We start from the raw sequence: 21,406 nt of genomic DNA on the forward strand, positions 1-21,406 counted from the left end.
GGCTGCTGCTGCTAAGCTGGGCCGAGTAAAAGTTACACCCGATTTGATCGAGGGAGCCACCCATAGTGAGCGATAAAACCACCCATAATGCCCAGGATATTATCGATCAGCTTCCCGCTGACCTGCAGGGTCTCCTAAAACCCTCGTATCCTTCCGATTGGTCTCCAGTCGACTCGAAGGCTGTTGACACCGCACGGCTACTTGCAGCGGACGCCGTTCAAAAATGTGGCTCCGGCCACCCTGGCACTGCGATGAGCCTTGCACCGCTGGCATACACCTTGTACCAAAAGGTGATGAACGTTGATCCGGCTCATCCGGAGTGGATGGGGCGCGACCGTTTCGTGCTGTCCTGCGGCCACTCTTCCCTGACCCAGTACATCCAGCTGTTCTTCGGTGGCTACGGACTGGAGCTTGATGACCTTAAAGCCTTGCGCACCTGGGGTGCACTGACCCCCGGTCACCCCGAGTACCGCCACACTGATGGCGTCGAAATCACCACCGGACCATTGGGCCAGGGCTTGGCTTCTGCCGTTGGTATGGCAATGGCCGCACGCCGCGAACGCGGGCTTTTCGATCCGGAGGCTCCCGCCGGCGAGTCCCTGTTTGACCACTTTATCTACGTGATCTGCTCTGATGGTGATGTTCAAGAGGGCGTCACCGCAGAGGCGTGCTCCCTCGCTGGAACCCAACAGCTGGGCAATTTGATTGTCTTCTGGGACGACAACCGCATTTCCATCGAAGAAGACACCCGCATCGCCTTCACTGAGGATGTTGTCGCCCGATACAAGGCCTACGGTTGGCAGACCCTGGAAGTCGATGGTGGTGAAAACGTCGAAGGCATTCTCGACGCTGTAGCTAAGGCTCAGTCCGACCCTCGCCCTACTTTCATTCGTTTGCGCACCGTGATCGGCTACCCTGCCCCGCGGATGAATACCGGCTCGGTTCACGGCGCAGCGCTCGGAGCAGAGCAGATCGCTAGCGCCAAGCAGTTCTTAGGCTTCGATCCCGAAGTCGATTTCGCAGTGTCCGATGAAGTGCTCGAGCACACCCGTGCGCTTCGTAAGCGGGGCGCTGAACGCTACTCTCAGTGGCAACACCGTTTTGATCAGTGGGCTGAAGCGCATCCAGAACGCAAGGCGCTGCTCGATCGTGCGACCGCACGTGAGCTGCCGCAGGGGTGGGCAGACTCGCTGCCCACCTGGGATGCAGACCCCAAGGGCGTGGCCACCCGCAAGGCATCCGAGGCCGTCATCCAAGCCGCAGCTGCGGCCCTCCCCGAGCTGTGGGGAGGCTCTGCAGACCTCGCTGGTTCCAACAACACCGTCATCAAGGGCGCTGATTCCTTCGGCCCCGAGGAGATCACAACGGACACGTGGACTACGTCGCCCTACGGACGCAATGTTCACTACGGCATCCGTGAGCACGCAATGGGCGCAATCATCAACGGGGCTGCCCTGCACGGCCCGACCCGTATGTATGGCGGCACCTTCCTGATCTTCTCCGAGTACATGCGCCCGGCTGTGCGTTTGGCCGCACTGATGGGTACCGATGCTTACTACGTATGGACCCACGACTCCATCGGTTTGGGTGAGGATGGCCCGACCCACCAGCCGATCGAGCAGCTTGCCGCACTGCGCGCTATCCCCGGCGTATCTCTGCTGCGCCCTGCCGACGCCAATGAGACAGCGGCTGCGTGGAAGGCTGCGCTGGAATACCAGGAAGGCCCGAAGGGCTTGGCCTTGACCCGCCAGAACGTTCCCGTGCTGGAAGGCACAAAGGAAAAGGCTTTCGAGGGAGTCTCTAAGGGTGCCTATGTCTTGGTGGATGTGGAGGATCCGCAGGTTGTGCTGATGGCCAGTGGCTCTGAGGTGCAGCTCGCGGTTGAAGCAGCAGCCACGCTCTCAAAGGACGGCATTCGCGCACGCGTTGTCTCCGTTCCGTGCATGGACTGGTTCGCGGAGCAGCCGCAGTCCTACATCGATGAGGTCCTGCCCCCGACTGTTCGCGCCCGCGTGTCTGCCGAGGCCGGGATCGCCATGCCGTGGTACCGCTGGCTGGGTGATGCCGGTGTGCCGGTATCACTGGAGCACTTCGGTGCATCTGCGCCGGCTGAAGAATTGTTTGAGAAGTTCGGCATCACCGCACAGGCTGTGGTCGATGCCGCTCGCGCATCCATGGAGGCCGCACGATGAGCAATCAGATTGCGCAACTGTCCGCACTCGGTACCTCGACGTGGCTGGATGACTTGTCTCGAGACCGCATCAACAGTGGAAACCTCGCCGAGCTCATCAACAGCAAAAACATTGTTGGCGTCACCACCAATCCTGCTATTTTTGCAGCGGCCATGGGTGGAGAGTCCGACGCCTACGACGAGCAAATTGCGCAGCTTAAGCAGCGTGGTTCTGCTGCAGACGAGGCCGTGTTTGCAATGGCAATTGATGACGTCGCGGCTGCGTGCGATGTGTTCGCGCCCGTTCACCGTGCAACGGCTGGCGCTGACGGTCGGGTGAGCATCGAGGTCGACCCCCGCTATGCTGAGGACGCTGCGGCGACTGTGAACCAGGCGAAGCAGCTGTGGGAAGCCGTTGGTCGGGACAACGCGATGATCAAGATTCCCGCTACCAAGCAGTCCCTGCCGGCGATCACGGAGGCGCTCGCCAATGGCATCAGCGTGAACGTCACCCTGATCTTTTCGGTGGAGCGTTACCGAGAAGTGGTTGATGCCTACATTGAAGGTATTCGACGTGCGCACGACGCAGGTTTAGATGTTTCCAAGATTTTCTCGGTAGCGTCGTTCTTCGTGTCCCGAGTGGATGTGGAGATTGATTGCCGTCTCGAGGCCATTGGTACGGACGAAGCCTTGGCGCTTCGCGGCAAGGCGGGTGTTGCTAATGCTCAGCAGGCTTACGCTGCCTTTAGTGAATTGTTCAGCCGCGCCAAGGCGATGGGTGATCTTCCTCGCGGCGCTAACGTCCAGCGACCATTGTGGGCATCTACTGGCGTGAAAAACCCCGACTACCCAGCAACACTGTATGTTTCTGAACTTGCCGGCCCGGACACTGTGAACACGATGCCTGAGTCAACCATCGATGCCGTGCTTGCGGCCGATGATCTGCACGGTAAGACCTTGGTGTCTAATGATTCTGCCGAGGTTATGCAACAATTGCGCGCGGTAGGCATCGATCTTGATGACGTCTTCGATGTCCTCGAGCGCGAAGGCGTGGAGAAATTCGTTGACAGTTGGCAGCAACTGCTCGACACCATTGCACAGCGCCTCTAGCGCAGTTAACACAGTCGATCGAAAGAGACAGACAAATCCGTGAGTAATTCTCTGACTGGTGCTCAAGATAGCGCCCCGTGGTTCAACCCGCTGAGAGACTCTGATGATAAACGGCTGCCCCGCATCGCTGGCCCGTGCGGGATGGTCATCTTTGGTGTAACAGGCGATCTTGCGCGTAAAAAGCTACTTCCGGCAATTTACGATCTTGCTCACCGGGGCCTCCTACCGCCGGGGTTTTGCTTGGTGGGTTACGGGCGCCGTGATTGGAGCAACGAAGAGTTCCAGGACTACGTACTCGATGCCGTCAAGGCGGGTGCGCGTACTGAGTTCCAGGACAACGTGTGGAAGCGACTCACGGAAGGCATGGTGTTCTGCAAGGGAAACTTCGACGATGACGCCGCGTTCGACAACCTGGCAAGCACGTTGCAGTCTCTCGACGAAACCCGCGGCACCGCCGGTAACTGGGCGTTCTACTTGTCTGTCCCGCCTGACTTTTTTGCCGACGTATGCCACCAGTTGGATCGCTCGGGGATGGCTCAGGCTACCGAGGATCATTGGCGCCGCGTGATCATTGAAAAGCCGTTCGGTCACGACCAGGAATCCGCGCGGGCACTCAATAAGATAGTTAACCAGGTATTCCCCGAGGACTCAGTCTTCCGAATCGACCATTATCTGGGTAAAGAGACCGTCCAGAACATCATGGTGCTGCGGTTCGCCAACCAGTTGTTCGATCCCCTGTGGAATAACCAATTCATTGACCACGTGCAGATCACCATGGCTGAGGACATCGGCCTGGGCGGACGCGCAGGCTATTACGACGGTATCGGCGCAGCGCGCGACGTCATCCAGAATCACCTGCTGCAGTTGTTGGCCCTTATTGCGATGGAGGAACCCATCGCCTTCACTCCGGCGCAACTCCAGGCAGAAAAGGTGAAGGTCCTCCGTGCTACGAGCCCCGTCTATCCCCTAGCGAAGACCACTGCCCGGGGCCAATATTCTGCAGGCTGGCAAGGGTCGACGTATGTCCAGGGGCTCCGAGAGGAAGAAGGATTCGACCCCGAGTCCGCCACGGAAACCTATGCGGCGTGTACCTTGCAGGTTAAGTCGCGTCGTTGGAACGGCGTTCCTTTCTACCTGCGCACAGGAAAGCGTTTGGGGCGCCGCGTCACCGAGATCGCGCTGGTGTTTAAACCGTCCCCGCATCCGCCCTTTAGCGAAGAGTCGGCTGGGGAGGAAGCCTCCAACAATGCGGTGGTCATCCGTGTACAACCCGACGAGGGCGTGCTGATGCGCTTTGGGTCGAAGGTGCCTGGCTCCACGATGGAGGTTCGCGACGTCAACATGGATTTCTCCTACTCCGAGGCCTTCACCGAAGAGTCCCCCGAGGCTTACGAGCGTCTGATTTTGGACGTCATGCTGGACGAGGCATCCTTGTTCCCCACCAACGAAGAGGTGGAACTATCCTGGGCGATCCTGGATCCTATCCTCGAGTACTGGGCGCAGCGAGGGAAGCCCGAGCAATACCCCGCCGGTACGTGGGGGCCGGAATCAGCAACCCGGATGATGGCCCGCGAAGGCCGTGTCTGGCGCCGTCCATAGTCACCTTTTAGCTAACGGAGTACAGCGATGTTAATCCACCTCGAAGACACTGACTCTTCAGCGATCGCCAAGCAGCTGGGCACCCAGGTGACCACAGGACGCGTCCTCACCCTGATCGTTGTGTGCAGCCCCGATGACGATATCGACTGCCTGATTACAGCAACCAATGACGCCTCCCGTGAGCACCCTTCCCGCGTGCTCATGTTGGTTGCCGACCCAGACGCGGATACCGCGGGTGTCGACGCTGATATCCACCTGGGGGGTGATGCCGGGGCCTCTGAACTAGTGGTGATGCATTTGCGCGGTGACGTCGCCCGCCACCTGGATGCTGTTGTTCGCTCGCTGTTGCTGCCTGACACCCCAGTGGTTGCCTGGTGGCCTGCTGCCGCGCCGATCGATCCTTCGGTCGACCCCATCGGCGCTTTAGCTCAGCGCCGGATTACGGATGCTTTGTTTGATCCACCGGTCGATAGTATTTACCGTCGCCGAAACAACTACACTCCGGGCGATTCGGATATGTCGTGGTCGCGGATTACCCCGTGGCGCGGGGTGGTGGCTGCAACCATGGATCAGCCCCCGCACGAGGAGATCGTCGACGGGCGCGTGTTTGGTCCCGCAGACTCCCCCAGTGTTGATCTTGCTGCCGGTTGGCTCGCTGATCGCCTAGGCGTCAACATTGTTCGGGAATCCACAGGCCAGCCGGCCATTCCGGTCGATGAAGAGGGCAACCCCTGTATCGCCATCACCAAGGTGGAGATCATGCGCACGTCCTCAACTATCACCATCGAAGTCGAAGATGCCACCACCCTGTCGGTGCATATGCCCGGCCGACCTCCGGCTCTGGTGGCTTTGAGCCGACGTTCCCAGTCGGACTGTCTTGCTGAGGAGCTACGCCACCTCGACCCCGATCGGGCATATGGTCGTGCGCTGCGCGGCTTGAGTCGCGTCCGTTACGTTGATACGTTCAGCGCCCAGTAGTACCTAGCCACCAAGCGGCAGAACTCGCCGACCGCTAACTTTCCGAAGGATCCTGTGAATCAGATGAGCACCACCGACACCCCATCCCCCAAGGTCAGCGCTTTCGCAGACCTCGACCAGCTTGTTGATGCAGCTGCTCGGCAATTCGTCGAGCTGGCCTGCAGCACCTTAGATAGCCGCCCGCCGGAGCAGTCTTTCAGCGTCGTGCTTACCGGGGGCACTGCGGGAATCGCTATGTTGCGGCGCATCGCTGAGCTTGACACCGCGTCGCGCGCACAGGCGGATAGTTTCCCCATTGCCTCCATCGATTGGTCTCGTGTGCAGGTGTTCTTCGGCGACGAGCGGGATGTTGCTGTGAGTGATCCGGAATCCAACGAAGGGCAGGCTCGCGAAGCTTTGCTCAACCACGTGGATATCCCCGCGTCCAACATTCATGGTTGGGGCTTGGATGGCAACGCCGAAGAACTCGCGGAACGCGCTGAGGCCTATGCCGAGGCCCTGTTGGAGTTCGCGCCCAGCGGGTTTGATCTGCATCTTCTAGGAATGGGGCACGAGGGGCACATCAATTCACTATTCCCGGGGTCGGACGCGACCAAAGAGCAGGACGCGCTGACGCTTGCTGTTACTGACTCCCCCAAGCCGCCGGCCCGCAGGGGTACCTTGACGTTTCCTGCTATCAACAGCGCCGATCACGTGTGGCTGCTGATCAGTGGCTCCGAAAAAGCAGAGGCCGCAGCCAAGGCCATCGAGGGTGCTGACCGCAACCAATGGCCGGTCGGTGAAGTCCGAGGAAGGATCGAAACTACCGTGTTTATTAGCGAAGACGCTCTATCCGCCGCCCCCGGTGCGGAGATCGCGGCCCGCGCAGAAAATGTCGTCAAGCGTTACGGCAAGGACGACACGGCTGTGACCGCGTTGGGCGGCGTCAATATTGAATTCCATAAGGGCGAGTTCACCGCCATCATGGGGCCTTCGGGTTCCGGCAAGTCCACGTTGATGCACTGCATGGCTGGTCTGGATTCCGTGTCCGAGGGCCACACCTACATTGGTGACACGGACCTGTCGACGCTGAAGGATAAGCAGATCACCACTCTACGCAGGGACCGTTTGGGATTCGTGTTCCAGTCCTTCAACTTGGTGCCTACGCTGTCCGCTGCTGAAAACATCACCTTGCCGGTGGATATTGCAGGCAGGAAGGTCGATGAGCAATGGTTTAAAGAGGTCACCAGCCGACTGGGTTTGGATAAGCGACTCAAGCATCGCCCGAACGAGTTGTCTGGCGGCCAGCAGCAGCGCGTGGCGGTGGCCCGAGCCCTTATTTCCCGGCCGGAGATCATCTTCGGTGATGAACCGACCGGTAATCTCGACTCCAATGCGTCGAGCGAGGTGCTAGGTATCCTTCGCGCCGCTGTGGATGACCTTGGTCAGACGGTGGTCATTGTGACCCACGATCCCAGAGCTGCGAGCTACGCCGACCGTGTTGTCTTCTTGGCGGACGGTCAGTTGGTTGAAGATATTCGGCAGCCTTCTGTCGATGACATTTTGAAGGTCATGGCGAAGATTGAGGAGGTCTAAATGGCTTCCTCCCCTATGCGTACTATTTCACTCCGCACCATCGCGGCCCACAAGGTTCGTTTGTTTTTGACTTTGTTGTCGGTGGTGTTGGGTACTGCTTTCATCGCTGGTTCTTCGATGTTCACAGCGACGTTGCAGAACAGTTTCGAATCCGTTGTGTCGACGGCGTTCGATGATGTTGATGTTGTGGTGCAGCAGGATAAGAATCCGGCGGGCATTAGCTATGCCGAGGCAGAGAAGCTGCGTAAAGATCCGCGCGTGGAGTCTGTCTCTATCAGCGCCAGCAATGTCACTGTGGTTGTCGGTAACGATAAGGGTGAGCGCCTTGAGGGCAGCGGCGGTGCCCCGTCTGAGGCGTTGGCCTATGTTCCGGGGGCTGCGACTAATAAGCAATTTGAACTGACTGAGGGTAGTTATCCAGAGCCGGGTCAGGTTGCTATCAATGACCGCACTGCCGAGCTCAATGGGATCAAACCGGGTGACATCTTAACCGTGATCACGCCGAAGGGTCGCAGCGAGGTACCGGTCAGCGGCATCTACCACTACCCCACGTCCACTGGTGGCTGGAGCGGTTTGCTCTACCCGGAGTCTGACTTCGTCCGCGAGTTCACTGATGGCACCCACGTGTCTAGCGTCAGCATTGAGCTCAAGGATCACGACGAGGCAGCAACAAAGGCTTTTCGTGATGACGTCGCGAAAATATTCCCCGAAGAGAAAATTGCGGACGCCAAGGTGTTGGCGGAGCAACTGACAGACACTATTAAGAAGGCTCTGAGCTTCGTTAATTATTTCCTGTGGGCGTTTGCGGGCATCGCGTTGATCGTTGGCACCTTCATTATTTCCAATACCTTCGCGATGATTGTGGCGCAGCGTAACCGCGAGTTTGCGTTGCTCCGCGCCATTGGGATTTCGCGCAAGCAGATTACTCGTTCAGTGGTGTTCGAGGCCGTGGTCGTCGGCCTGTTCGGCTCATTGCTGGGCATTGTCGCCGGCATGGGGCTGGTGAAAGCCCTGACTGCGCTGATGGAAGCCAAGTCCCTTGGTTTGCCGGATGCGGGTTTGTCCCTGTCGCCCCAGGGTATTATCGCTCCGCTGGTCGTGGGCACCCTGGTGACGGTTGTGTCGGCGTGGGCTCCGGCGCGCGCAGCTGGCAGGGTGCATCCCGTGAGGGCTATGCGTTCCCAAGAGCAAACCAGCGTGCGCTCGCTGATGCCCCGCAGCATTGTCGGTGGTGTCCTAGTTATAGGCGGTGCAGTGGCATCCATTCTGGCCGCTTACAGTGACGCGGAGGTCCAACCCCGTGCAATCACCATTGGGGTCGCAGCCCTTGCCATCATCATCGGAACCTGGCTGATTTTGCCGCTATTGTCTATTCCCCTCGTTGCAGGTATTGGTCGGGTCCTTGGCCTTCCATTCCGTCGCGTAGGCCACTTGGCTTCGACCAATGCTCGCCGTAATCCCCGTCGGACTGCTGCTACAGCCTTCGCACTCACGCTCGGTTTGATGATGGTGTCTTCCATCGGAATGCTGGGGGCTACGATGCGATCCTCACTGTCCGACATGTTGGACACGGGGCTTAAGGCAGAGCTGTTGCTGACTACTCCTCAGGGCAGCAATCTTTCGATTCCAGGCGATGCCATCGATAAGGTTCGCGACGTGGACGGTGTACGCGATGTCGTTACTAGCGCGTTTATCCCCGGCAGTGCACAAGAGATGTCTTTGGCTAGCCCGCTGGGCCCAAGCATGTTGCCCATTATCGACGGCGATGTCACTAAGGCCGTTGAGGTAGACAAAGTCTCTGGCGAGCTCAATTCTGATCTGGTGGTCAACACCACAGTAAGTGATGCGTTTAAGGCAGCCGGGGTGCCCGAGGTTGAGCTCAAGCACCTTAACAACACTGTGACGCGACCTGTAGGCGGCGTGTTTAAAGACAATCCGATCCTGGGCCAGGGTTTCATCAGTCCCGCCGTCGCTCGGGAGATTGCGCCGGGTGAAGACCTTCCGGTGGCCTTCGCGTTCCTCACACTGGACGAGGGCGCTACCGCATCTGCGGTCCGCTCCGAAGTCGAGGCCGTGACGAAGCCCTATATGACTATTAGCGTGCAGGATAAGGAAGAGTACAAGGGTGAGTCCGTTAAGACGGTTTCGACGATGCTGAGTGTCCTCTATGGCCTGCTGGGTCTGTCGGTGATCATCGCGGTGCTGGGCATTATCAACACGCTTGCTTTGAGCGTGATTGAACGGCGACAAGAGATCGGCATGCTGCGTGCGGTGGGTATGCTGCGCAGCCAAATCAGACGAATGATTTACATCGAGTCTGCTAATATCGCGGTGTTTGGTGCGCTGGTCGGCGCCGCCATCGGTCTTGGCGTCGGCTGGTGTTTCGTCACTACACTGTCTGGGCAGGGCCTCGATAGCATCGTTATACCTTGGGCCAATATGGCGTGGATGATTGTGGCTTCGGGTGTCATTGGTGTTCTAGCGGCTGTTATTCCTGGCACACGGGCTGCCCGCACTAAGCCTCTTGAAGCGATCACGGATTAAAAGGGTGTGTATTGAGCATTAACAAGCATTCGATACTGGCTAGTGTCGGATTGGGTTTCAGCCTCGTGTATGTGGGCATGCTTGTGAGCATGGCATACAACGGCTTCCAGATGGATTTGCAGGTATTTCAGGACGCCGGGTTTGCCATCGTTAGCGGCGAGCCTCTGTTTGACGGTTTCCATACTCGCTCTGGCTTTGCTTTTATTTATCCTCCTTTTGCTGCCTTGTTGATGGCTCCGATGTCTGTGTTTGGGGCTATTCCTTTGCAGCTTGCGTGGGCTGCTGTGGAGGCGTTGAGTGTCGCTGTGACAATTTATGGCGGCTTGCGCCTTGCTCGTTTAGACAAGGATGAGGCTTGGTGGTGGGCTGCGTGCCTGCTTGGTATCAGTTTATGGATTGAGCCTATTCGTAACGGTTTGTTCTTCGGCCAGGTTGATATCGTTTTGGTCGCTCTGGTTGTCGCGGATTTGGCAGGTATGACGCCGCGTCGCTTCCGCGGGGTTCTAATCGGCATTGCCGCAGGTATCAAGATCACTCCCCTGGTTTTCCTGTTGATTCTTGCTTTGCGCAAGGACGTCGCCAGCATCGTGCGCGCTATCGTCACTCTGGTAGCAACCATCCTTATCGGTTTTGTGGCTAGGCCCGCGGATAGTCGACTGTTTTGGACTGAAATTGTTCTGGACACTAACCGTGCCGGGGATAAGTCCTTTTTCCGCAATCAGGCGCTGACGGGCTTGCTTAGCCGACATGGTTTGACTCCGGATACTCCACTGTTTGTGGGGGTGTGGGTTGCGCTCGCTGCGGTGCTGGTGATTATGGCCATGTATGCGTTGATTGCTTTGACTCGGCGTGGTGACCAGCTGGGCGTGTTGTTCGTGTTTGCGTTGCTGGTGTGCACGGCGCAGCCCTACGCGGTTACCCACCACTGGGCCATTATTAGTGTGCTTGTTCCCTTGGTTGCGGTTCAGTTTGCTCGCGGCTGGGAATACAAGTGGTGGTTCGCGCTGCTGCTCCTCATACAAGGGGCTGGCCCGAACTGGTTGGCCGATCCCGATCGAGGTTTCGCGTCTAATCCTGTTCTCAGCGCATTGGGGGACATTCAAGGGGTGAGCGCTATCGTTGCTTTGGTGTGCTGTGTGGTGTTGGTGCGCCGTGGCATGGTGCTTACTCCCCCGCCGCAGCCACCAGTCGCCGCCACCGTGTAGATAATAAAATGAATGCCTCTACCAGGTAGATCCTGGTAGAGGCATTCATTTTAAGGTGCAGTTTAAGCGTATGCCTGGAGAAGGTTCAGGCCGATGATGCAGGCAATCCAGATGATCGCCATGATGATCGTCATGCGGTCAAGGTTTTTCTCAACCACAGTAGAACCGGAGAGGCTGGACTGGACACCGCCGCCGAAGAGGCTGGACAGGCCGCCGCCTTTGCCCTTGTGTAGAAGGACGAACATGGTCATAGCGAGGCTAGACACGACGAGGATGATCTGAAGAGTCAGTGCCATAAAAGTTAAAACCTGCTTATCTCTGCGAGTAAAAATCGGACTCCGACGAGTATAGCCCACCGGAGCATAAAGATTCACGTAGGCCGGGGCGTGTGAACATACCTGCGGCCTACGTGTGGGTTGATCTAGCGTGCGGCGTTGGCTGCCAGCTTGGCGAAGGCCTCGCCGTCAAGCGAAGCACCGCCGACCAGGCCGCCGTCGACGTCGGGCTGTCCAACGATTTCCGCAACCGAGTCAGCCTTGACGGAGCCGCCGTAGAGGATGCGGATGCCAGCGGCAACATCTGCCCCGGCGAGCTCTTCGACAGCTGCGCGAATAGCATGGCAGACTTCCTGGGCGTCGGCTGCGGAGGCAACTTTGCCGGTGCCGATCGCCCAGACGGGCTCGTAGGCAATGACGGTCTTGGACAAGTCCTCTGCGCTGAGCCCAGCCAGGGAGGCCTTCAGCTGGGTGACGACATAGTCGACGTGGGTGCCAGCTTCGCGGATCTCCAGCGGTTCGCCGACGCAGACGATGGGGTGGATCTCCTGGCCTAGTGCGGCCTTGGCCTTGGCAGCAACGACCTCGTCGGTTTCGCCGTGGTACTCGCGACGTTCCGAGTGACCAACAACCACCCAAGTGCAGCCGAGTTTAGCGAGCATTTCTGCGGAGACTTCGCCGGTGTAGGCGCCTGAGGCGTGCTGGGACACATCCTGGGCGCCGTAGGTGACCTGCAGCTTGTCGCCTTCGACGAGGGTTTGCACGGAGCGGATGTCGGTGAAGGGGACGGTGACGGCGACGTCTACTGCCTCGTAGTATTCCTTCGGAAGTGCGAAGGCGAGCTTCTGGACGGTCGCGATAGCCTCGAGGTGGTTGAGGTTCATCTTCCAGTTGCCGGCGATGAGTGGCTTACGGGCCATGGGGTTCTCCTTGATGGGTTAGGGGTTTGGGGTTTAGGAGGCGAGTACAGCAACGCCTGGCAGCTGCTTGCCCTCAAGGTACTCGAGGGATGCGCCACCGCCGGTGGAAATGTGGCTGAAGCCTGCTTCGTCGAGTCCGAGTACGCGGACGGAGGCTGCGGAGTCGCCGCCGCCAACAACGCTGAAGCAGCCCTGAGCTGTTGCGTCAATGATGGCCTGTGCAACGCCGCGAGTGCCTGCTGCGAAGGCAGGGAATTCGAATACACCCATGGGGCCATTCCAGAAGACCGTCTTGGCGGTCTTGAGGGTCTCAGCGAACAGTTCGACAGACTTAGGTCCGATATCTAGAGACATCCAGCCTTCGGGGATGGCATCGAGTGCGACGACCTCGTTGGCTGCGTCAGCAGCGAAGGTTTCGGCAGCGACAAGATCGACGGGGAGGACGATCTTGTCGCCATGGCGGACGAGAAGGTCCTTGCAGGTGTCGATCATCTCTTCCTGCAGGAGCGACTTTTGTACGTTGTAGCCTTGTGCTGCGAGGAAGGTGTAGCACATGCCACCGCCGATGATGAGCTTGTCTGCCTTAGAAGACAGCGCTTCGATCACGCCGAGCTTGTCAGAGACCTTGGAGCCACCGAGAACCACGACATAGGGCTGGGCGGGCTGTTCGGCTACCTTCTTGAGGACGTCGATTTCCTTGCCGACCAAGTTGCCGGCGTAGTGCGGAAGGCGCTGGGCCACATCGTAGACAGATGCCTGTGCGCGGTGGACAACACCGAAGCCGTCAGAGACGAACACACCGTCGGGAACGAGGGCGACTAGTTGATCGGCAAATTCGCCGCGCTCGGTTTCGTCCTTGGAGGTTTCCCGGGGATCAAAGCGAACGTTTTCGAGCAGCAGCACGTCACCCTCGGTGAGGCCGTTGGCGCGCTCGTGGGCGTCCTCGCCTACAACATCCGAAGCCAGGGCGACGTACTGACCGAGAGCGTCGGACAGGGCTTCTGCCACGGGCGCCAGGGAGAATTTCGGGTTAACTTCGCCCTTGGGGCGGCCCAGGTGAGCCATAACGACCACCTTGGCTCCGCCCTCAGCTAGTGCTTTAAGGGTGGGCAGTGAGGCGGTGATGCGGCCGGGATCGGTAATTACCCCGTTGTCGTCGAGGGGAACGTTGAAGTCAGAGCGAACGAGGACGTAACGTCCGTCGACGCCTTCGTTGAGCAGGTCCTGCAGCGTTTTAACAGCCATGATTGATCCTTTTGTTGTAGTGGTGCCACGGGGACCGTCCAAAGAGTGCGGTTGCGGCAACTAAGGCGTCGTGACGCGATGACGCCGTGGGCGTAAACGTACAAAGCCCGCGCGGGCTTCCTAGTGGAAACTCGTGCGGGCTCTGCATGCTTATTAGCCTAGTGAAGAACTAGAGGCGCTCGCCAACGTACTCGGTCAGGGTGACGAGCTGGTTGGAGTAACCCCACTCGTTGTCGTACCAAGACACGACCTTGACCTGGTCGCCGATGACCTTGGTCAGGCCAGCATCGAAGATGGATGCGTGGGGGTCGGTGACGATGTCGGTGGACACCAGGGGCTCTTCGGAGTAAGCAAGGATGCCCTTGAGGGGGCCCTCGGCAGCAGCCTTGATAGCAGCGTTGACTTCTTCGACGCTCACAGGCTTTTCAGCGGTGAAAGTCAAGTCGGTTGCGGAGCCGGTCGGAACGGGAACACGCATTGCGTAGCCGTCCAGCTTGCCCTTGAGTTCGGGCAGGACCAGGGCGACAGCCTTAGCTGCACCGGTGGAGGTAGGCACCATGTTGATGGCTGCGGCGCGTGCGCGGCGCAGGTCGCGGTGCGGAGCGTCGAGGAGGCGCTGGTCGCCGGTGTACGCGTGGACGGTGGTCATCAGGCCGCGCTGGATACCGAAAGTATCGTTGAGGACCTTGGCCATCGGAGCCAGGCAGTTGGTGGTGCAGGATGCGTTGGAGATGACGTTGTGCTTCTCCGGATCGTAATCGGTGTGGTTCACACCGACGACGAAGGTTGCGTCCTCGTTCTTAGCGGGGGCAGAGATGATGACCTTCTTGGCGCCGGCAGCAAGGTGTGCCTTCGCAGCCTCAGCGTCGGTGAAGAAGCCGGTGGACTCAATCACGATGTCGACGTTGTGCTCGGCCCACTTGAGGTCCTTCGGGTCGCGCTCTGCGGAGACGAAGATGCGGTGGCCATCGACGGTGATGGACTCATCGTCGAAGGTAACGTCAGCATCCAGGCGGCCCAGGGTGGAGTCGAACTTCAGCAGGTGAGCCAGAGTCTTGTTGTCGGTGAGGTCGTTAACAGCGACGATCTCGAAGTCGCTGCCACGCAGGCGTGCTGCGCGGAAGAAGTTGCGGCCAATGCGGCCAAAGCCGTTAATACCAACGCGAACGGTCACGATGTTCTCCTTGAGAAGGTTGTGGAACTTGTCCATTTAGGATGCTCTTAGCCCCAACACTTGCCGGTTGACTACTGTGCCTGGGGGGCTGTCCATCCCGGTAATTCCAACTGTAGCCCAGCCTTACCCGCTTCTGCACGAGATGGCGTCCGATTTATGCCCGTTTTCAGAAGACGAACGGGAGTTGAGCTTAAAAGGCCAGGTCAAGATCTTAAAAACAGCCCAAAAAAGGGTGGTGAGAATAGTCACAATTCCCACACAATCGGACATGTTTCAACATTTCTCGGGCGTTGGATTCCACACTGTGTCCGTTTGACCCGTCTGGCCCTTCTGGCCCGTTTGGCCTGCCTGAGTGTTCAGGCTAAACGTCGTTGAGCAATTCCTCTGTGACAGCGGCATGAGTATCCGGGATGCCCATGTCCTTAGCCCGCTTATCCGCCATCGACAACAAACGGCGGATGCGTCCAGCGACAGCATCTTTCGTCATCTGAGGGTCCGCCAAACGGCCGAGCTCCTCCAAAGAAGCCTGACGGTGCTCGACGCGCAGCGATCCAGCTTCCGCAAGGTGTTCCGGGACGTCATCACCCAAAATGGCCAGGGCGCGCTCCACCCTCGCAGCCGCAGCCACAGCCGCCCGCGCAGAACGCCGTAAATTCGCATCATCAAAATTGGCCAAGCGATGAGCCGGAGCGTGAGTTTGACGCTCCGCGCGCGTCGATTCCCACTGTAGGCGCGACACCTGCGCACCCATGCGGGTCAGCAGAGCACCCACGGCGTCAGAATCCCGCACCACAACGCGATCCTGCCCCCGTGACTCCTTGGTCTTGGCGCTTATACCCAGCCTACGAGCGGCACCCACAAGCGCCAGGGCTACCTCCGGGCACGGACAGATAACCTCTAGCCCACTGACGCGTCCCGGATCAGTGACGACGCCGCGCGCCATAAACGCCCCACGCCACACCCCTTCGGCGTCAGCTACCGTGCCACTGACAACGCGCGGGGGCAGACCCACAACATACAGACCGTTGCGGCTGACCAAACCCACCCGGCGCAGCAAGTCTTCAACCTTGTCTTCGGTGTGGATTGTGTACACAGTTGCTTTACGGTGGCTACCATCTGGTGCCGAAGAAACGGACACCTTCCTGTTGAACTCACTAGATAAGACGTCCTGAACGCGCTGGGCAACAGCCTCGCGATCGAGCTCGATAGTCAACGCCGCCACAGAAGAACCCGGAACCCCCGGCTCTGGAAGCTCAACAGAGCCAGCACAACGAATCAACGTGGCAAGCTCCGCCACACGAACCGACGGGCGTGTCACAGCGGCAGCCGCCAGCTCATCTTTGACCTGGGCGGTTAAAGCAACCATCGCCACACATCCCTCTTTCACCTCAACAACAGCCGCGACGCTCGCGGCAAAGAACAGCTTTCACATGCTACCCCACAGTGCACAGCAGCGTCCCCCAATCGGGCATACACGTGCACTACCGGGCAACCCGCAGCTAGGCCTAAAGGGCTGCTAGCGCGGCTGCTAGTTTGCGCGGGTCGTGGCGCGGCGACTTCCATGACACCGAATCACGCCCCTGCTGTCCGTCCTCCACCAAGGTGAGATCAGCGAACTCGACGCGAGCACCAATAGACTCCGCAGCCCTCACAACATGCTCCCGCTCGCTACGGGACAACATCGTCGAAGAATCAACCAACACCGTATCCAGACGCAGCATCGGCGCATGCTGGCGCAACATATGAATATGTCGCTCGGTGGAAAAACCCTGGGTCTCCCCTGGCTCCGACGTCAGGTTAAGAACCACCACCCGATGCGCAGTCGTATCGTTCAACGCCTCCACAATCTCCGGCACGAGCAAGTGCGGAATAACCGAACTAAACCAAGAACCCGGGCCCAACGTCACCAAGTCGGCCTCCATAATCGCCAACAAAGCCTCAGGTGTTGCAGCAGGTTGCTCAGGTACTACCCGTACTCGGCGAACCTCCCCGGGCGTAGTCGCCACAGCAACCTGACCACGCACAGCCCGCATCATCCGGGGATCATCCTCAAGCCCCGCGACGTCAGCCTCAATATCCAAAGGAATCGGGCACACAGGCAGCACGCGGCCACGGGAGTGCAGCATCGACGCCAGCATATCAAGGGCCTGGACATGACTGCCCAAAACATCCGACAAGCCCACCAACAATAAGTTGCCCAACGCATGCCCGGCCAGCGCACCGTGGCCACCAAAACGATGCTGCAATGTCTCCTCCCAGAGATTGCCCTGCGGAGTATCGGGAGACAGCGCAGCCAAGGCCATCCTCAAATCCCCGGGCGGAATAGTGTCCATCTCCCGGCGAATGCGGCCCGAAGAACCACCATCGTCAGCAACAGTCACCACCGCAGTAATCGCATCAGGTTCAAGCAATTTCGCAGCGGTCAACGTTTGAAACAGGCCATGGCCACCCCCCAAGCACGCCACTGACCGAGGCCCACTAGAAGCACAACTACCCACGACGCTCCCCTAGTTTCGCGCAATATCGCGGTGCGTCACAGACACATCCAAACGCTCATTGGCGCTTAGCCGCCGAGCGAGTTCCTCCGCAACCGCCACCGAACGGTGATGCCCACCCGTGCAACCAACGCCGACCGTGATGAAGCTCTTTCCCTCGCGCAGGTAACCGTCAGTCATAGTGCTGAACATCCGCACAAAATTATCCAAAAAATCCTGCGCTGCTTGCTCACCCAACACATAATTCGACACAGGGCGATCAACCCCACGGAAGGGGCGAAGCTCCTCCACCCAATAGGGATTCGGCAAGAAACGCATATCCACCACAATGTCAGCGTCCTGCGGAGCACCATGCTTAAAACCGAAAGACTGAATAGTCACGTGCTGACGCTTGTCATCGGCAGACGCAAAACTCGACTCAATCGCCCGGCGCAGATCATGCACAGACAAATTCGACGTGTCGATCACAATGTCGGCATCCTCGCGAAGCTTCGACAACAGCTCCCGCTCACGCTCAATACCAGTGAGCAACGTGCCCGAGCCCTGCAAAGGATGCGTCCGGCGCACGGTGTCGAAACGCTGCACAAGCACATCATCACGGGCCTCCATAAACAGCACCGTCGGGTTAATCCCCTCCGCCTTCAACTGGGAAATCACCGTGTCAATCGATCCCGTGAACTCGCGCGTGCGGACATCGGACACAACCGCGACACGCTCCACAGAATGCGCCCCCTGAGTAGCGACCTTGACCAAGCTGACAATCAGCTCCGGCGGAAGATTGTGCGCCACATACCAACCCAAATCCTCCAGCACCCGCGCCGCCGAGGACAAACCAGCCCCCGACATACCAGTGACCAACACAGGATTCGTCGAATCGGGTGACATCGGAACGGGTTTCAAAGCCGGAGCACTCATAGGCAACAGTCTAGCCGCCAGCCCCTTCATCATGCAGCGCTTCAAACACCGACGCAGCCAACTTCGGACCAAAACCACTGACGGCCTCAATGTCAGCCACCGAAGCCTCACGCAACTTCTTCACGCTGCCAAAATGCTTAATCAACGCCGCACGACGCGCATCCCCAAGCCCCGCGACGTCATCAAGCACAGAGGCCTTCATCCGCGACGAACGCTGCTGCCTATGGAACGTGATCGCAAAACGGTGAGCCTCATCACGCACATTCTGCAGCAAAAACAGGCCCTCGGAGGTTCGCGGAAAAATTACCGGATAATCATCATCCGGCACCCAGACCTCCTCCAAGCGCTTGGCCAAACCAACCACCGCCACATCCGAGGCACCCAACTCCTCCAACACGGCAGCGGCCGCATTAACCTGCGGCTTACCACCATCGACGATGTACAGATTCGGCGGATACGCAAAGCGGCGACGCTCTCCCTCGTCCTCAACCGGCGGCGACACATGGTGCTCAAAACGACGCCGCGTCACTTCCGCAATCGACGCGACGTCATTGGAATGCCCATCGCCGGCCGCTTCGCGAATCTTAAAACGCCGATAATCCGAGCGCTTCGACAAACCATCCTCAAAAACCACCAACGAGGCCACAACATCCGTGCCCTGAATATGCGAAATATCCACACATTCAATCCGCAACGGGGCGTCATCCAGCATCAAAAAGTCCTGAATCTGCTGCAAAGCCGCCGAACGAGCAGTCAAATCACCCGCACGCCGCAACTTATGCTGACGCAAAGACTCCGACGCATTCGCCACCACAGTCTCCATCAACGCACGCTTATCACCCCGCTGCGGAACACGGACCTCCACCGAAGAACCACGCCACTGCGCAAGCGCCTGCTCCACCACCGCGCGCTCCGCAACCTCGTGGCTCACCAACACCGAGCGCGGAACAACCCCCGACGCATCCTCCCCCGCCTCTTCGGCGTGCGCCACTGCATCGCCATAAAACTGCGTCAGGTAGCGCTCCAACAATACACCAATGCCCTCGGAACCGTCCTCACTGGAGGGAAGCTCCACCACAACACCACGCTGGCCCTGAATACGCCCCTGGCGCACATGGAACACCTGAATCGCCGCCTGCAACTCATCCGCAACAACGCCCACGACGTCAGCATCAGTGCCATCACCGAAAACGACCGCCTGGCGCTCCATCACCTTCTCAATGGCTCCGAGGTCATCACGCAAACGAGCAGCACGCTCAAAATCAAGCTCCTCTGCCGCCTGATGCATCTGCTCCTTCAACGACGCCACCACAGGCCCCGTGCACCCAGCCAAAAAGGCACACAGACCATCAACGATCTCGCGATGCTCAGCCTCGGAGACCCTGCCCACACACGGCGCGGCGCACTTATCGATATGCCCCAGCAAACACGGCCGACCCAACAAATTATGACGCCGGAAAACGCCCTGTGAGCAGGTACGCATAGGGAATACGCGAATCAAGGAATCCAGGGTTTTGCGAATAGCCCACGCATGCGAATAAGGCCCAAAATAGCGAACACCTTTACGCTGCGGCCCCCTATAGACCCACGCCCGGGGAAACTCCTGTCCAACAGACACCGCAAGCATCGGATAAGACTTATCGTCCCGATACTTCACGTTGAAACGCGGATCGTACTTTTTAATCCAGGTGTACTCCAGCTGAAGGGCCTCGACCTCACTGCCAACAACAGTCCACGTCACCCCGACCGCGGTAGTCACCATCTGACGGGTCCGAGGATGCAGCTGAGAAAGATCCTGGAAATAGTTAGACAGTCGAGCCCGGAGGTTTTTCGCCTTACCCACGTAGATGACTCGGCCGTCAGCATCACGGAAACGATAAACGCCCGGCTCCGTCGGAATCGTACCTGGGGCCGGGCGATAGGTGGAAGGATCAGCCACAGCGTTTAGTCCTCCGGCATATAGCGATCTTCGAGGGCGCGGAAATCGGCGACGGCCTTCATCACACGCTCGCCATCCGCGGCGAAGAACGCCCACATGGCGACGTACTCAAATTCCGGCAGCTCGAGTCGAGCCCAGTGATCGCCCTTCGGGAAGGACAAACCATAAACCAAGTCCCAGGGATAGAAACGGGTGCCGATGAAATTGCGGACCTCTACCCCATCGGAATTCACACGTACCCGAGGACGCGTAATCCCCAGACAGCACAGAGAAATAATGATCCCGATACCGACGAACGCCCACTGATCGACCGTCGTGACGGTCGCACCAGTGTCCCCAATGGCAACCACCACAGCCAAGAAAATGTGCGCGGCCATGACCACGACGATCGCGCCGGCTGCGATGAACTTCAAGCGACGCGACGTCACCACCAATTCCCACGGTTTGTTGGTGGTAGTGGATGGGTCAGCAGCGGCATAGGCTAGCTGCTCGTCAACAGAGACATGGGGCTGCTCGTTAGTCACGGCATTTAAGCTTACCCCGATCATCCGAGGGCGTTGAATTACCCACGCGCAGCGTCCTGCGCGCACTGGCGCAACGCATCGACTTCCGCACCCGGGTCCGACGACTTGAACACAGCTGAACCGGCCACGAAAGCATCGGTACCTGCGGCGGCAGCAGAAGCAATGGTCTCGCGGGAAATGCCGCCGTCGATCTCGATCAACGTCGACAAACCCCGGCTATCAATGACGTCGCGGAGCTTACGGACCTTGTCTAGTTGATCCGGCATGAACGACTGTCCACCGAAACCGGGTTCGACGCTCATCACCAGAGCCAGATCGAACTCGTCCAGAACCTCCAAGTAGGGTTCGATGTCGGTTCCCGGGCGTAGGGAGAAGCCCGCGCGCACACCCGCTGCGCGAATATGGCGGGCCAAAGCCACCGGATCCTCAGTAGCTTCCACATGGAAGATCACGCACGAGGCACCAGCTTTGATGTAGTTGTCCACCCACTTCTCTGGGTTTTCAATCATCAGGTGGACATCCAGCGGCAGGTCCGTCGAGCGGAACACTGCGGCAGTGATGTCAGCGCCGAAACTTAAGTTCGGGACGAAGTGCCCATCCATGACATCGACGTGGATCCAGTCGGCGTTGGACACTGCTGCGATCTGCTCGCCGAGGCGGGAAAAATCGGCTGCGAGGATGGAAGGGGAAATAATCGGTGCTGTGCGCTCAGACATACCTCAGAGTGTAGAACAGTAT

Annotated in this window: 17 protein-coding genes; 7 read left to right on the top strand and 10 right to left on the bottom strand. The window is 58.8% G+C overall.

The features are described from left to right. The first annotated feature begins 101 nt into the window (after positions 1 to 101). The 7 genes from tkt to L1C91_RS00710 all read left to right on the top strand — a co-directional run bounded on the left by tkt (position 102) and on the right by L1C91_RS00710 (position 11,181). Entirely contained in the window at positions 102 to 2,192 is a 2,091-nt protein-coding gene (gene tkt / locus L1C91_RS00675; RefSeq protein ID WP_419178692.1) for a transketolase, read from the top strand. Then, positions 2,189 to 3,280, top strand: coding sequence for a transaldolase (gene tal / locus L1C91_RS00680; protein ID WP_234857536.1), 1,092 nt, complete (start codon positions 2,189 to 2,191; stop codon positions 3,278 to 3,280). Before tkt ends, tal begins: the two co-directional genes overlap by 4 nt. 39 nt (positions 3,281 to 3,319) lie before the next feature. Next, positions 3,320 to 4,879 (top strand): glucose-6-phosphate dehydrogenase, encoded by a 1,560-nt coding sequence (zwf, locus tag L1C91_RS00685; protein ID WP_234857537.1) that lies wholly within the window; start codon positions 3,320 to 3,322, stop codon positions 4,877 to 4,879. A gap of 27 nt (positions 4,880 to 4,906) precedes the next feature. Continuing rightward, positions 4,907 to 5,857, top strand: a complete 951-nt coding sequence (locus L1C91_RS00690) for a glucose-6-phosphate dehydrogenase assembly protein OpcA (protein ID WP_234857538.1) — start codon at positions 4,907 to 4,909, stop codon at positions 5,855 to 5,857. A gap of 63 nt (positions 5,858 to 5,920) precedes the next feature. Next, the gene (gene pgl, locus L1C91_RS09530) at positions 5,921 to 7,432 is read left to right on the top strand and encodes a 6-phosphogluconolactonase (RefSeq protein WP_419178683.1); all 1,512 of its coding nucleotides are present in this window, start codon (positions 5,921 to 5,923) and stop codon (positions 7,430 to 7,432) included. Next, the gene (locus tag L1C91_RS00705) at positions 7,433 to 9,976 is read left to right on the top strand and encodes an ABC transporter permease (protein WP_234857539.1); all 2,544 of its coding nucleotides are present in this window, start codon (positions 7,433 to 7,435) and stop codon (positions 9,974 to 9,976) included. 11 nt (positions 9,977 to 9,987) lie between these two features. Then, complete coding sequence (locus tag L1C91_RS00710) at positions 9,988 to 11,181, top strand: glycosyltransferase family 87 protein (RefSeq protein WP_234857540.1); 1,194 nt, start codon at positions 9,988 to 9,990, stop codon at positions 11,179 to 11,181. 62 nt (positions 11,182 to 11,243) lie between these two features. Here the strand turns inward: L1C91_RS00710 and secG are convergent, their stop codons facing one another. The 10 genes from secG to rpe form a co-directional block, all read right to left on the bottom strand. Continuing rightward, positions 11,244 to 11,477, bottom strand: coding sequence for a preprotein translocase subunit SecG (gene secG, locus L1C91_RS00715; protein ID WP_234857541.1), 234 nt, complete (start codon positions 11,475 to 11,477; stop codon positions 11,244 to 11,246). A gap of 125 nt (positions 11,478 to 11,602) precedes the next feature. After that, positions 11,603 to 12,376 (bottom strand): triose-phosphate isomerase, encoded by a 774-nt coding sequence (tpiA, locus tag L1C91_RS00720; protein ID WP_234857542.1) that lies wholly within the window; start codon positions 12,374 to 12,376, stop codon positions 11,603 to 11,605. A gap of 33 nt (positions 12,377 to 12,409) precedes the next feature. After that, positions 12,410 to 13,621 (bottom strand): phosphoglycerate kinase, encoded by a 1,212-nt coding sequence (locus L1C91_RS00725; protein WP_234857543.1) that lies wholly within the window; start codon positions 13,619 to 13,621, stop codon positions 12,410 to 12,412. A gap of 169 nt (positions 13,622 to 13,790) precedes the next feature. After that, entirely contained in the window at positions 13,791 to 14,795 is a 1,005-nt protein-coding gene (gap, locus tag L1C91_RS00730; RefSeq protein ID WP_234857843.1) for a type I glyceraldehyde-3-phosphate dehydrogenase, read from the bottom strand. A 361-nt stretch (positions 14,796 to 15,156) separates the two neighbouring features. Next, positions 15,157 to 16,161, bottom strand: coding sequence for a DNA-binding protein WhiA (gene whiA, locus L1C91_RS00735; RefSeq protein WP_234857544.1), 1,005 nt, complete (start codon positions 16,159 to 16,161; stop codon positions 15,157 to 15,159). 139 nt (positions 16,162 to 16,300) lie between these two features. Further along, complete coding sequence (locus L1C91_RS00740) at positions 16,301 to 17,293, bottom strand: gluconeogenesis factor YvcK family protein (RefSeq protein ID WP_328219561.1); 993 nt, start codon at positions 17,291 to 17,293, stop codon at positions 16,301 to 16,303. Positions 17,294 to 17,302: 9 nt separating this feature from the next. Continuing rightward, entirely contained in the window at positions 17,303 to 18,205 is a 903-nt protein-coding gene (rapZ, locus tag L1C91_RS00745; RefSeq protein WP_234857546.1) for an RNase adapter RapZ, read from the bottom strand. A gap of 10 nt (positions 18,206 to 18,215) precedes the next feature. Continuing rightward, complete coding sequence (gene uvrC, locus L1C91_RS00750; RefSeq protein ID WP_234857547.1) at positions 18,216 to 20,144, bottom strand: excinuclease ABC subunit UvrC; 1,929 nt, start codon at positions 20,142 to 20,144, stop codon at positions 18,216 to 18,218. A 5-nt stretch (positions 20,145 to 20,149) separates the two neighbouring features. Next, on the bottom strand, positions 20,150 to 20,668 hold the full coding sequence (locus tag L1C91_RS00755) for a PH domain-containing protein (RefSeq protein WP_234857548.1): 519 nt from the start codon (positions 20,666 to 20,668) through the stop codon (positions 20,150 to 20,152). Between the two features lie 38 nt (positions 20,669 to 20,706). Then, positions 20,707 to 21,384, bottom strand: coding sequence for a ribulose-phosphate 3-epimerase (rpe, locus tag L1C91_RS00760; RefSeq protein WP_234857549.1), 678 nt, complete (start codon positions 21,382 to 21,384; stop codon positions 20,707 to 20,709). Positions 21,385 to 21,406 lie beyond the last annotated feature (22 nt).

It is taken from the genome of Corynebacterium argentoratense (genome assembly GCF_021491455.1).
Lineage (GTDB): Bacteria > Actinomycetota > Actinomycetes > Mycobacteriales > Mycobacteriaceae > Corynebacterium > Corynebacterium argentoratense_A.

Excerpts from the sequence above, each read along its gene's own strand:
- tal (WP_234857536.1), top strand. The coding sequence starts at position 2,189 with ATGAGCAATCAGATTGCGCAACTGTCCGCACTCGGTACCTCGACGTGG.
- L1C91_RS00690 (WP_234857538.1), top strand. The coding sequence starts at position 4,907 with ATGTTAATCCACCTCGAAGACACTGACTCTTCAGCGATCGCCAAGCAG.
- whiA (WP_234857544.1), bottom strand. The coding sequence starts at position 16,161 with ATGGTTGCTTTAACCGCCCAGGTCAAAGATGAGCTGGCGGCTGCCGCT.
- L1C91_RS00725 (WP_234857543.1), bottom strand. The coding sequence starts at position 13,621 with ATGGCTGTTAAAACGCTGCAGGACCTGCTCAACGAAGGCGTCGACGGA.
- pgl (WP_419178683.1), top strand. The coding sequence starts at position 5,921 with ATGAGCACCACCGACACCCCATCCCCCAAGGTCAGCGCTTTCGCAGAC.
- L1C91_RS00705 (WP_234857539.1), top strand. The coding sequence starts at position 7,433 with ATGGCTTCCTCCCCTATGCGTACTATTTCACTCCGCACCATCGCGGCC.
- tpiA (WP_234857542.1), bottom strand. The coding sequence starts at position 12,376 with ATGGCCCGTAAGCCACTCATCGCCGGCAACTGGAAGATGAACCTCAAC.
- rpe (WP_234857549.1), bottom strand. The coding sequence starts at position 21,384 with ATGTCTGAGCGCACAGCACCGATTATTTCCCCTTCCATCCTCGCAGCC.
- secG (WP_234857541.1), bottom strand. The coding sequence starts at position 11,477 with ATGGCACTGACTCTTCAGATCATCCTCGTCGTGTCTAGCCTCGCTATG.
- rapZ (WP_234857546.1), bottom strand. The coding sequence starts at position 18,205 with ATGAGTGCTCCGGCTTTGAAACCCGTTCCGATGTCACCCGATTCGACG.